Here is an 11,704-nt window from a genome sequence, read left to right as displayed (position 1 = left end):
GGGGAGCTCAGGGGGGCTTTGTTGCGGCGGCGGGGGTCGGAGATTCCGGGACGAAGCACTGACTCGAACGGAGGACCCGGTGGCGCGGCCGTTCGGGCGATTTGCGGCGTCCGGCGGTCTTCCGGTTCGGCGGGCGATCCGCCCGCCGAACCGGAAGACTAGCCTCCGCCCGATTCGCCTCGAACACCGCCCCCGCCTGCGCTTCCGCTCGACCGGAGCCCCGCGTCAAAGCGGCGTCAAGGTTCCCGGTCCCGGGCAGTAAAGGTGCTTTTCCGGCCATCCGACGGAGCTATCGTTCCCGTCGGCCCACCGGGAAGTGCCCGGGGCACAAGGTCCGTATGTCTGGGAACGGTGCGACGTGGCAGGTCTGACGTTGGGCCGGATGCTCTTTCGGATGCATCCGGCTCGGGCGGTGGTCATGGCGTTCGCCGTCACCATCGTGGCCGGTGCCACCCTGCTGGCGCTCCCGGTGGCGGCCCGCGACGGGCAACCCACCGACCTGGTCCAGGCGCTGTTCACCGCCACCTCGGCGGTCTGCGTCACCGGCCTGGTCGTCGTCGACACCGGGGAGCACTGGAGCGGCTTCGGCCAGGGCGTCGTACTCGCGCTGATCCAGGTCGGCGGCTTCGGGATCATGGCCCTCGCCTCCCTCCTCGCCCTGCTGATCGCCGGCAAGCTGCGGTTGCGCATGACGCTCTCCGCGCAGACGGAGACCAAGAGCCAGGGCATCGGCGACGTACGGCGGCTGCTGACCCGGGTCGCGCTGGTGACCCTGGTGGTGGAGGGCGTCACCGCCGCCGTGCTGATCCTGCGGTTCTTCCTGCACTACGGGACGCCCTTCCACGAGGCGCTGTGGGACGGCGTCTTCCACTCGATCTCCGCGTTCAACAACGCGGGCTTCAGCCTCAACCCGGACAGCCTGGAGCGGTACGCCGCGGACCCCTGGATCACGCTGCCCATCGCCGTCGCGGTGATCCTCGGCGGCCTGGGCTTCCCCGTGATCATCGAGCTGCTGAGGCACCGGGCGCGCCGCCGCGCCACCGGCCGCATCGGCTGGTCGCTGCACCTGAAGCTCACTCTGGGGACCACCGCGCTCCTGCTGTTCCTCGGCTCTCTGCTGACCCTCCTCCTGGAGTGGTCGAACGGCGCCACCCTCGGCCCGCTGCACACGGGCGAGAAGGTGCTGAACGCCTTCTTCCACTCCGCGATGAGCCGCACGGCCGGCTTCAACTCCGTCGACGTCGGCTCGATGGAGCAGGCCACGCTGCTCAGCACCTGTGTGCTGATGTTCATCGGCGGCGGCAGCGCGGGCACTGCAGGCGGAATCAAGGTGACCACCTTCGCCGTGCTGGGCGCGGCCATCCTGGCCGAGGTGCGCGGCGAGCCGACGTCCGGCATCTTCCGGCGCAGGCTCGCCCCGCACGTGCTGCGCCAGGCGCTGACCGTGGCGCTGCTCGGCGTCGGCCTGGTGATAGGCGCCACGATCGCGCTGCTCACTCTTGTGGACCACGAGTTCGAAGTGGTGCTCTTCGAGGCCGTCTCCGCCTTCGGCACGGTCGGCCTGTCGGCCGGACTCACCGGCGAACTGCCCGCCCTGGGCGAGTTGATCGTGATCCTGCTGATGTTCGTGGGCCGGCTCGGGCCGATCACCCTCGTCTCCGCGCTCGCCCTGCGCGAGCGCACCCAGCGCTTTCAGCATCCCGAAGAACGACCGATCATTGGATGACGATGGGAAACCTCCTCCACGGGCTGCGTGCGCGTGGCAAGAAGAAGCGGCGAGCCGGTGTCGGCCGCCCGGCCCACGGTGAGCAGCGAATAGCCGTGATCGGCCTCGGCCGCTTCGGCAGCTCGCTCGCCGCCGAGCTGATGGCGCGGAAGTGGGACGTCGTCGGGCTGGACGAGAACGAGCGGCGGGTCCAGCGCCACCGCGATCTGCTCACCCACACGGCCGTCGCCGACGCCACCGACGACGAGGTGCTGCGGCAACTCGGGGTGCACGACTTCTCCAGCGCGGTCGTCGCCATCGGGTCGGACGTCGAGGCCAGCATCCTGGTCACCTCCAACCTGCTTGAGGCCGGCGTCCCCAACGTGTGGGCGAAGGCCATCAGCCGCCAGCACGGCATGATCCTCGAACGCCTCGGCGCACACCACGTGGTGCTTCCGGAGCACGAGATGGGCGAACGCGTCGCCCACCTGGTGACCGGCCGGATGCTGGACTTCATCGAGTTCGACGACGACTACGCGCTGGTCAAGACGATCGCCCCGAGGGTGGCGACCGGTGTCCCGCTGGGCGAGACCGGGGTCCGCGCCACCTACGGCGTCACCGTCGTCGGCATCAAGCGCTCCGGCCAGGACTTCACGTACGCCACGGCGGAGACCGTCGTCCAGCCGGGTGACGTCATCATCGTGACCGGCCGGACGCAGGCCGTGGAGAGCTTCGCCGAACTGGAGTGACGCGCCGGCGCCGGGGCGGGCGGGGCATCAGTCGACGCGACGGCCCGGGTGCCGGTCCGCCGGGTCCGACCGGTCCGCCTCCGCCTCACGGCCGGCCTCCGCGAACCGGACGCGGTCGCCGTGGCGCCCGTAGGCGAGGTCGAAGACGACGAGGACGCCCGTCCGGGTGTCCCGTCCCCGGCGGGCCGCGCGCAGCTGGTCCGCCAGGCCGCCCTCGCGGACCGTGCTGACGATCGCCGGAAGGATCGCCGGCAGGAGTACTCCGACGGCGATGAGCATGTCTGTACTGGTCAGTGCGTTCATGGGGTCCACTCTTCGCCCTCGGCGGGCCGGGCGGCAGTGGCAGGACCGTCAGCGGGCGTCGAATTACTGCCATCACTCACGGGCCGGTCCTGCCATACTCGACGGCATGCTCCAGAACGTGGCGGCAGTGGTCACCCAGGGCGTCAAGGCGTTCGAACTCGGCGTCGCCGCCGAGGTCTTCGGCACCGACCGGAGCGACCAGGGCCTGCCGGTGTACGACTTCGCGGTGGTGGCCGCCGAGCCCCCGCCGCTGCGCACCCACGCCGGCTTCACCATCGACACCCCGCACGGCCTGGACCGGCTCGCCGCCGCCGACCTGGTGATCATCCCGGCGGCGGAGGACCACTCCCGCCGCACCGAGTACCCGGCCGAACTGCTCGCCGGGCTGCGTGCCGCCGTGGAGCGGGGCGCCCGGGTGCTGAGCGTCTGCTCGGGAGTCTTCGTGCTCGGCGAGGCCGGGCTGCTCGACGGCCGGCACTGCTCCTGCCACTGGCGTGACGTCGCCGAACTCGCCCGCCGCTTCCCCCGGGCCCACCTCGAACCGGACGTCCTGTACGTCGAGGACGGCCCGGTCGTCACCTCCGCCGGAACGGCCGCCGGCATCGACGCCTGCCTGCACATCGTCCGTGCCGAGCAGGGCAGCCGCGTCGCCAACGGCATCGCCCGGCGCATGGTCGTGCCGCCGCACCGCGAGGGCGGCCAGGCGCAGTACGTCGAACACCCGCTGCCACCGGAGCGCGGCGGCGCCGTCGGTGACGTCCTGCGCTGGATGACCGAGCATCTGGCGGAGGAGATGACCGTCGAGCAGCTGGCTGCCCGCGCGCACATGTCACCCCGCACGTTCGCCCGCCGCTTCCAGCAGGAGACGGGCGGCACGCCCTACCGCTGGCTGCTCGGCCAGCGGCTGCTGCGGGCCCGCCACCTCCTGGAGGAGACGGACCTGACCGTGGACGCCGTCGCCGACCGCGCGGGCTTCGGCACCGCCGCCGCCCTGCGACACCACTTCCTGCGCCGCCTCGGCACCACCCCGCACGCCTACCGCGGCACCTTCCGCGGCGCCACCCCGGACGCCCCGCCGCAGCCGGCCACCGCGTGAGGGACGCCCCGCGACGGCGGCCGCCTGCCGCGGGATCGGTACTCGCCCAGGGCGTACCGTGAGGCTCGCTCAGCGCAGACCGTGCCGCCGGGAGACCATCAGCTCCGCCGCCGACCTCGGCAGCAACCGCCGCAGGGCGAACGCCACCGGCGCGTTGCTGCCGACCGCGTACAGCTGCTTCGGCCGGGCCGCCTCGATCGCCCGGACCACCGTCGCCGCCACCCGCTCCGCCGGGACGCCCCCGCGTTCGTTGGCGTTCAGCGCCGCGAGCATCGTGCGGTACCCGTCGGAGTACGGCGAAGCCGGAGCCAGATGGCCCGTGCGGCGCTCGCTGATGCCGGTGTTGACCGCGCCGGGTTCCACCGTGGTCACCGCCACGCCGAAGCCGGACACCTCCCGCCGGGCGGCGGACGCGAAGCCGCGCAGCGCGGCCTTCGACGCCACGTAGGAGGAGCGGTAGGCGAGCGGGAAGCTGGCGAGCATCGAGCCGACCATCACCACCCGCCCGTACCGCCTCGCCCGCATCCCCGGCAGCACCAGCTGCGTCAGCCGGACGGCACCGAACACGTTGAGCTCGAACACCCGCCGGACCAACTCCATGGGCAGCTCCTCCAACGGACCGCTCTGACTCTCGCCGGCGTTGTTGACCAGGATGTCCACGGGGCCCGCCGCCTCGGCGCAGGAGACGAGGGACGACTCGTCGGCGAGGTCGAGCGCCAGGTACTCCACGCCGGGCAGCGGCTCGGCCACCGAGGCCGGGTCCCGGCTGGTGCCCAGCACGCGGTGGCCGCGCGCCACCAGCGCCGCGGCGACCGCCGCGCCGATCCCGGAGGACGCGCCCGTGACCAGCGCCGTCCGCCGGGTCGGCGGGCTCGACCGGCTCGGTCGGATCGGCGGGGTCATGCCAGGCTCCGGGCCAGCGCGCGGCCGGCCGCGCGGCCGGAGAAGACGCAGCCGCCGAGGAAGGTGCCCTCCAGCGCGTTGTACCCGTGCATACCGCCGCCGCCGAAGCCGGCGACCTCGCCGGCGGCGTAGAGCCCGTCGAACGGCGAGCCGTCCGACCGCAGGACCCGCGAGTCCAGGTCGGTCTCCAACCCACCCAGCGTCTTGCGTGTCAGCACGTGCAGCCGCACGGCTATCAGCGGGCCGTGCGCCGGATCGAGGAGGCGGTGCGGCCTCGCGACCCGGGTGATCTTGTCCGGCCAGTAGCTGCGTGCGTTGCGGACCGCCATCAGCTGGAGGTCCTTGCAGTACGGATTGCCCACCTCGCGGTCGCGGGCCACGACCTCGGCCTCCACCCGCCCGTGGTCCAGCGGGGCCTCGGGGGTGAGGGCGTTCATCCCGTCGACCAGCTCACGCAGGGACTGCCGGACCACGAAGTCCTCACCCTGGTCGAGGAACGCCTGAACCGGGCCGGGCGCGCCGCCCCGCACCCGGGCCAGCACCATCCGCAGATCCTTGCCGGTGATGTCGGGGTTCTGCTCCGAGCCGGAGAGCGCGAACTCCTTCTCCACGATCGAGCGGGTCAGCACGAACCACGAGTGCGCGTGCCCGGTCGAGAGGATGTGCCGCAGCGTGGCCAGTGTGTCGTGGCCGGGGAAGAGCGGCGCCGGGAGCCGCCGACCCGTCGCGTCCAGCCACAGCGAGGACGGGCCGGGGATGATCCGGATGGCATGATCCGGCCATATCGGGTCCCAGTTGCGGATGCCCTCGGTGTAGTGCCACATCCGGTCCCGGTTGACCAGCGAACCGCCGGCCTCCTCGGTGATCCGCAGCATCCGGCCGTCCACGTGCGCCGGCACGCCGGTGATCATCGACTCCGGCGGCGGCCCCATCCGCTCGACCGGCCAGTTCCGCCGGACCGTGGCCTGGTCGCCGCCGATACCGCCGGACGTCACCACCACGGCCTGCGCCCGCAGCTCGAACTCGCCCACCGCCTCCCGGCTGGAGGCCGCACCCCGTGGCAGCGTCGAGGGGGCGAGCACCGAGCCGCGCACGCCCACCACCGCGCCGCCCTCCACGACCAGGCCGTCCACCCGGTGCCGATGGCGGAAAGCCACCAGACCGCGCTCGGCGGCCGCACGCACCGGCTCCTCGAAGACCCGCACCACTTCCGGCCCCGTGCCCCAGGTGAGATGGAAACGTGGCACGGAGTTGCCATGCCCGGTCGCCGTGCCCGCGCCGCGCTCCGCCCAGCCGACCGTCGGGGTGAGACGCAGCCCGAGCCCGTGCAGGTAGCGGCGCTTCTCCCCGGCCGCGAACTCCACGTAGGCGCGGGCCCACTGCCGCGGCCGGCGGTCCTCCCGCTCCCGGTCGAAGCCGGCCGAGGCCGACCAGTCCGCCCAGGCCAGCTCGACCGAGTCCCGGATGCCCATCCGGCGCTGCTCCGGGCTGCCCACCAGGAAGAGGCCGCCCAGCGACCAGAACGCCTGGCCGCCGAGGTTCGCCTCGTTCTCCTGGTCGACGACGAGGACCCGGCGACCGGCCCGGGTGAGCTCGTAGGCGGCCACCAGGCCGGCCAGTCCCGCCCCGACGACGATGACGTCGGCGGCTTCACGGGTGTCTGAGGTACTGCTCACTGCGGCTCCTCGGGCGTGACGGGGACGGGCGACGCGGCATGCTCGCTCGGTGCGCTGTAGGCGTCGAGGACGTGCAGGAACAACTGCTCCCGCTGGTTCCGTACCGACGCGCTGTCCGGTTCCATGAGCACCTGCACGGAGGTGCCGTCGTGCACCGCGACCAGGGCGCGGCCCAGCGCCTCCTCGTCGGTGACCCTGCGGCCCGCCCGGCTCAGCGCGGCGACCACGACCGGCATGATCGTCTCGAGGATCGCCTGCTCCCTGGCGGCCATCACCCGCCGCAACGCGGGATGGCGCAACGCGTGCGCGGTGAACTCGGCGGTCACCCTGTACCAGGCGTCGTCGACCGGGACGGCGGCGAGCGCCGCGTGCAGCGCCGCCCGCGGACCGTCCGGCGCGACGTCCGCGAGCACCGCCCGCAGATCGTCCAACATGTGCGCCGAGCGCCGCTCCCACATGGCGAGGAACAGTTCGTCGAGGGAGGTGAAGTTGGAGTAGAAGGCGCCTCGGGTGAAGCCGGCCCGCTCGCAGACCTGCTCGACGGTGGAGCGACCGAAGCCCTCCTCGGCGAAGACCTCCAGCGCGGCGTCGAGCAGCCGCTGCCGGGTGCGCGCCCGACGCGCACTCACCGGCCGCGCGTTGGGCCGTGCTTCGGGCGGGGGCATGGGCGGCTCCTCTCGATACAGGAACGTATCGAGTACACGCGTGTATCGACAAGAGGTCGGACACCACCTCGCCGGGTCGGTATCCGGTCGGCGTCCGGTCGGCGTCCGGTCAGGTCGACGACCCGGCGACGACGGACGCCACCAGCCCCCGGTCCACCGGGCGGCCGTAGATGTCCTCGGCGAACGCCACGTACGCGTCGACACCGCCCACCAGCGTCTCGAAGAGCCAGTCGGCACCGTCGGCGTCCGCATCGTCGTACCCGTCGAACAGCACCGGGCCGCAGGACCACGCAGCCGCCCCCGCCTCCCGCCAGACGCACACCGTGGCGTCCAGGAACCCGTCGAACAGGAAGGCCGGGTCGGTGAGGTGGTGGGCCAGGGCGGCGGGCACGCCGTCGAGGAGCCCGGGCCAGTGCGCGCGCGGCTCGACCCGCCACGGCGTCGCCGGGGACTCGTGGTCGAAGCCTATGAGCAGCACGCCTGCCGGATCGAAGACCACGCGGTACTCGTCACCGCCGCCGCTCTCCCACTCGGCGACCGCGACTCCCTCCGCGTCGCGCGGCTGGAACCGGTGGTACGGCCACTCCCCGCCCAGCTCGGCGTCGAGCGCCGCGTACGCCCGGCAGCGCGCGAGCAGTACGTCCGGGCCGGGGAGGACCTTCACGAGGTCGTGCACTGTCATGCCGTCATGAGAGCACCGGGCACTGACAGTCGGGTCCAGCGACGGTCAGGGCGCGGAGGCCGATTGTCAGTGGCGGGTGTTCTCATGGGCTCATGCCACTCGCAGACGAACTCCTCCCCGCCGAGACGGCGGACGCGCTCGCCACCCGGCTGGTCGGCCCGGCCCGGCCTGCCACCGCGCTGCGGGCCTGCGCCGACGCGCTCGCCGGCCGGGCCTACGGCGAGCGCGTCGAGCTGCTGCGGGACGCGGTCCTGGCCGATCTCCCGCGGGATTTCCCCGCCTTCGCGGCGGTCGTCCGCGCGGCGCTGGGCGATCCGGAGTTCACGGGCTGGATGACGATGCCGGTGTGCCAGGCGGTCGCCGTGCGCGGCCGGGAGTCCGACGACGCGTTCGAGCCCGCGCTGGCACTGCTCGCGGAGCTGACACCCAGGCTCACCGCCGAGTTCGCCGTGCGGCCCTTCCTCCTGGCCGACCAGCCGCGAGCCCTGGCCGTCATCCGTCGCTGGGTCGACCACCCCGACCCGCACGTTCGGCGGCTGGCGAGCGAGGGCACCCGGCCCCGGCTGCCCTGGGCGGTGCGGCTGCCCGCGCTCGCCGCCGACCCGACGCCGGTCCTTCCCCTGCTCGACGCCCTCTACCGGGACGACTCCGAGTACGTCCGAAGATCCGTGGCCAACCATCTGAACGACGTGAGCGGGGAGCACCCGGCGCTGGCAGTGGAGACGGCCGGGCGGTGGCTGGCGGCGCCTGCCGCCACGACCGAGCGGGTGGTCCGGCACGGCCTGCGGACGCTGATAAAGGCCGGCGACACGGCGGCGCTGGCGGCCCTCGGCCACGATCCCGACGTGCCGCTGGTCGTCGACGGGCCCCGGCTGGCCGCCGACACGGTGACGCTGGGCGGTCATCTGGAGTTCGAATGCGCGGTCACCAACAAGCACGACCGCGCCGCCACGGTGGTCGTCGACTACGTCGTGCACCACCTCAAGGCCAACGGCACACGCAACCCGAAGGTCTTCAAGCTGGCCACCCGCACACTCGAACCGGGGGAGACCTGGCGCACCACGCGCCGCCACTCGATACGCCCGCTCACCACGCGCCGCTACCACCCGGGTGAGCACGCCGTCCAGCTCCAGACCAACGGCCGACGGCACCCGGAGGTCGCCTTCACCCTGCTGCCCGCCGGGGGCCCGCCACCCGCCCGCGACTGACGCGGCGACGGCCTGGGCGGCGACGGGCCGCGCGGCGGTCGGGTCAGCCGAAGGCGAGGTTGACGACCCAGAAGCTGACGGCCGCCACCGTGGCCGCCGCCGGCATGGTGATGAACCAACCGGCGATGATGTTCTTCGCGACGCCCCACCGCACGGCCTTCACCCGGCGGGTCGCGCCGACGCCCATGATCGCCGAGGTGATCACGTGAGTGGTGGAGATCGGGGCGTGGAACATGTAGGCGGTGGTGTACATGACGGAGGCCGCCGTCGTCTCGGCGGCGAAGCCCTGCGGGGGGTCGAGGGCGATGATGCGCCGCCCGAGGGTGCGCATGATGCGCCAGCCACCCGCGTAGGTGCCGAGCGACAGCATCACGGCGCAGGCGATCTTCACCCAGACCGGGATCGCGTCGCCCTCCTCCTCGACGCCGGCGATCACAAGGGCCATCACCACGATGCCCATGGTCTTCTGGGCGTCCTGGAGGCCGTGGCCGAGCGCCATACCGGCGGCGGAGACGGTCTGGGCGATGCGGAAGTTGCGCTGGGCCTTGTGCGGGTTGGCGTTGCGGAACATCCACAGGATGGCGGTCATGACCAGATAGCCGACCAGCAGGCCGACAAGGGGGGAGAGGAACATCGGGATGACGACCTTCTCCAGCACACCCGACCAGTAGACCGTGCTGGAACCGGCGAGTGCCGCGCCGACCATCCCGCCGAACAGTGCGTGCGAGGAGGACGACGGCAGCCCGAAGTACCACGTGATCATGTTCCAGGTGATCGCTCCGGCCAGCGCGGCGAACAGGATCATCATTCCCGTCGAGCCGGTGGGCGTGGCGATCAGGCCCTCGCTGACCGTCTTCGCGATGCCGTTGCCGAGGAACGCGCCGGCCAGGTTCATCACGGCGGCCATCACCAGCGCGGCCTTCGGAGTCAGGGCGCGGGTGGAGATGGAGGTGGCGATGGCGTTCGCGGAGTCGTGGAATCCGTTGGTGTAGGTGAAGAACAGCGCGACGCCGATGACAACAACAAGCGCGAAGGTGTCCACGGTGGTCAGGACTCCTTGACCGCGATCGTCTCCACCGTGTTCGCGACGTGCTCGAACGCGTCGGCGGCCTCCTCCAGCACGTCGACGATCTGCTTCAGTTTGAGTACCTCGATGGCGTCGTACTTGCCGTTGAAGAGGTGCGCGAGCAGTCGGCGGTGGATCTGGTCCGCCTGGTTCTCCAACCGGTTGACCTCGATCCAGTACTCGGTGAGGTTCTCCATGGTGCGCAGGTGCGGCATGGCCTCGGCGGTCAGTTCGGCGGCCCGGGACAGTACCTCGATCTGCTGCTCGACGCCCTTGGGAAGCTGCTCGATCTGGTAGAGCACGACAAGATCGACGGCCTCCTCCATGAAGTCCATGATGTCGTCGAGCGAGGAGGCCAGCCGGTAGATGTCCTCGCGGTCGAAGGGGGTGATGAAGGAGGAGTTGAGCTGGTGGAAGATCGCGTGGGTGGCGTCGTCGCCCGCGTGCTCCGCGGCCCTCATGCGCTCGGCGATCTCAGCCCGTGCGGAGACGTCCGCCCCGAGCAGTTCCATCAGGAGCTTGGAGCCTGTGACGATGTTGTCCGCGGAGGCGGCGAACATGTCGTAGAAGCTCGTCTCCCTGGGGGTCAGACGGAAGCGCACAGGTTGTCCTCAGGGTGCATTGGCGTCAGTCTCGTTGATGCTAAGCGCATCATCCGGCCACGGCTGAGTGGCGTTCACCAGTGTCACCCATCGGACGCCCCGCCGAGCACCGGGCCCAAGGTACTGCTCCGCCCGTCCGCGGGAAATAGGTACGATATACCCACGCGGGGTATATCCCCAGAAGTCGACCCAGGAGAACCCCATGAGCGCGCCCGACACCCCGACCGTCGCGACCGGCGAGGCGGAGTGCCACCAGCCCTCGCCGAACGGACCGCACGGCTACTCCAAGGACAAGGACGCCCACCTCAAGCGGCTGCGCCGGATCGAGGGGCAGATCCGCGGCCTCCAGCGCATGGTCGACGAGGACGTGTACTGCATAGACGTGCTCACCCAGGTCTCCGCCTCCACCAAGGCGCTGCAGTCCTTCGCCCTCCAGCTGCTGGAGGAGCACCTGAGGCACTGCGTCGCCGCCGCTGCCACCAAGGGCGGCGAGGAGATGGACGCCAAGGTCGCCGAGGCGAGCGCCGCCATCGCCCGACTGCTGCGCACCTGACACGCCCGCCGGGGCGTCCGTCCATCCCCCGGCCGCCGCGGGTTCAACCGGGTGCCGCCGCGCGGACTTCCCAGCGGCGATTCCGCGCCCGACGGGGCGCGTGGCACATGGCCGAAAACCGACCCCTCGGGGATGGTGAGGCACGACCGGCGCCGTGTGGGTCACGGCCGGCCCGGCGGGCTGTCCTCCTCCGGTCGTCGCCGCGCACCGCGGACCCGGAGGACCTCGTCGATGCGGGCGAGGCTGAGCCGCTCGGCCGGATCGGCCGCGGCCGCGATGATCAACTCCCCGTACAGCTCGATCTCGTGTAGCGCCTCGTCCTCGTAGGCGTACCGTTCCCCCGCCATCCCCCACCTCCTCGGCCGCGCGGTCGACCACGGGCGGCCGGACACCGCCGTTCGGTCCGACCCGCGCCCCGCCGCCCCTGACGGAGGGGCGCGCGTGGCGCGTGTCACCGCGATCGACCCACCGCGCTCTCAGAGTAGGAAGGCCCGAC

13 protein-coding genes are annotated in these 11,704 nt (G+C 72.0%); 5 read left to right on the top strand and 8 right to left on the bottom strand.

The window, feature by feature from the left end; all coding sequences use genetic code 11:
* Positions 1–394: 394 nt before the first annotated feature.
* Complete coding sequence (locus tag FNX44_RS16890) at positions 395–1,726, top strand: TrkH family potassium uptake protein (RefSeq protein WP_228449946.1); 1,332 nt, start codon at positions 395–397, stop codon at positions 1,724–1,726.
* Between the two features lie 2 nt (positions 1,727–1,728).
* Positions 1,729–2,454 (top strand): potassium channel family protein, encoded by a 726-nt coding sequence (locus tag FNX44_RS16885; protein WP_143649094.1) that lies wholly within the window; start codon positions 1,729–1,731, stop codon positions 2,452–2,454.
* A gap of 27 nt (positions 2,455–2,481) precedes the next feature.
* Here FNX44_RS16885 and FNX44_RS16880 read toward each other — a convergent pair whose 3' ends face one another.
* A complete protein-coding gene (locus FNX44_RS16880) occupies positions 2,482–2,757 on the bottom strand; it encodes a hypothetical protein (RefSeq protein ID WP_143649093.1) in 276 nt (91 codons plus the stop codon).
* 106 nt (positions 2,758–2,863) lie between these two features.
* On the opposite strand from FNX44_RS16880, the gene FNX44_RS16875 reads away from it, so the two are divergent.
* Positions 2,864–3,853 (top strand): helix-turn-helix domain-containing protein, encoded by a 990-nt coding sequence (locus tag FNX44_RS16875; protein ID WP_143649092.1) that lies wholly within the window; start codon positions 2,864–2,866, stop codon positions 3,851–3,853.
* A 69-nt stretch (positions 3,854–3,922) separates the two neighbouring features.
* Here FNX44_RS16875 and FNX44_RS16870 read toward each other — a convergent pair whose 3' ends face one another.
* From FNX44_RS16870 to FNX44_RS16855, 4 genes are all read right to left on the bottom strand, one after another.
* The gene (locus FNX44_RS16870) at positions 3,923–4,756 is read right to left on the bottom strand and encodes an SDR family oxidoreductase (RefSeq protein ID WP_143649091.1); all 834 of its coding nucleotides are present in this window, start codon (positions 4,754–4,756) and stop codon (positions 3,923–3,925) included.
* Positions 4,753–6,432 (bottom strand): FAD-binding dehydrogenase, encoded by a 1,680-nt coding sequence (locus FNX44_RS16865; protein WP_143649090.1) that lies wholly within the window; start codon positions 6,430–6,432, stop codon positions 4,753–4,755. Before FNX44_RS16865 ends, FNX44_RS16870 begins: the two co-directional genes overlap by 4 nt.
* A complete protein-coding gene (locus tag FNX44_RS16860; RefSeq protein WP_143649089.1) occupies positions 6,429–7,097 on the bottom strand; it encodes a TetR/AcrR family transcriptional regulator in 669 nt (222 codons plus the stop codon). Before FNX44_RS16860 ends, FNX44_RS16865 begins: the two co-directional genes overlap by 4 nt.
* A gap of 109 nt (positions 7,098–7,206) precedes the next feature.
* A complete protein-coding gene (locus FNX44_RS16855) occupies positions 7,207–7,779 on the bottom strand; it encodes a hypothetical protein (RefSeq protein ID WP_143649088.1) in 573 nt (190 codons plus the stop codon).
* A 92-nt stretch (positions 7,780–7,871) separates the two neighbouring features.
* Between FNX44_RS16855 and FNX44_RS16850 the strand changes: the two genes are divergently transcribed.
* The gene (locus FNX44_RS16850; RefSeq protein WP_143649087.1) at positions 7,872–8,987 is read left to right on the top strand and encodes a DNA alkylation repair protein; all 1,116 of its coding nucleotides are present in this window, start codon (positions 7,872–7,874) and stop codon (positions 8,985–8,987) included.
* 43 nt (positions 8,988–9,030) lie between these two features.
* Here the strand turns inward: FNX44_RS16850 and FNX44_RS16845 are convergent, their stop codons facing one another.
* Both FNX44_RS16845 and FNX44_RS16840 read right to left on the bottom strand, forming a co-directional pair.
* Entirely contained in the window at positions 9,031–10,029 is a 999-nt protein-coding gene (locus FNX44_RS16845; protein ID WP_143649086.1) for an inorganic phosphate transporter, read from the bottom strand.
* 5 nt (positions 10,030–10,034) lie between these two features.
* Positions 10,035–10,655 (bottom strand): DUF47 domain-containing protein, encoded by a 621-nt coding sequence (locus FNX44_RS16840; protein WP_143649085.1) that lies wholly within the window; start codon positions 10,653–10,655, stop codon positions 10,035–10,037.
* 202 nt (positions 10,656–10,857) lie between these two features.
* On the opposite strand from FNX44_RS16840, the gene FNX44_RS16835 reads away from it, so the two are divergent.
* Complete coding sequence (locus tag FNX44_RS16835; RefSeq protein ID WP_143649084.1) at positions 10,858–11,208, top strand: metal-sensitive transcriptional regulator; 351 nt, start codon at positions 10,858–10,860, stop codon at positions 11,206–11,208.
* Positions 11,209–11,369: 161 nt separating this feature from the next.
* Here FNX44_RS16835 and FNX44_RS16830 read toward each other — a convergent pair whose 3' ends face one another.
* On the bottom strand, positions 11,370–11,555 hold the full coding sequence (locus tag FNX44_RS16830) for a hypothetical protein (RefSeq protein WP_143649083.1): 186 nt from the start codon (positions 11,553–11,555) through the stop codon (positions 11,370–11,372).
* Positions 11,556–11,704: the final 149 nt, after the last annotated feature.

The sequence above is a fragment of the Streptomyces alkaliterrae genome, from assembly GCF_007097205.2.
Lineage (GTDB): Bacteria > Actinomycetota > Actinomycetes > Streptomycetales > Streptomycetaceae > Streptomyces > Streptomyces alkaliterrae.
This window is presented reverse-complemented; position numbering and strand designations above follow the sequence as displayed.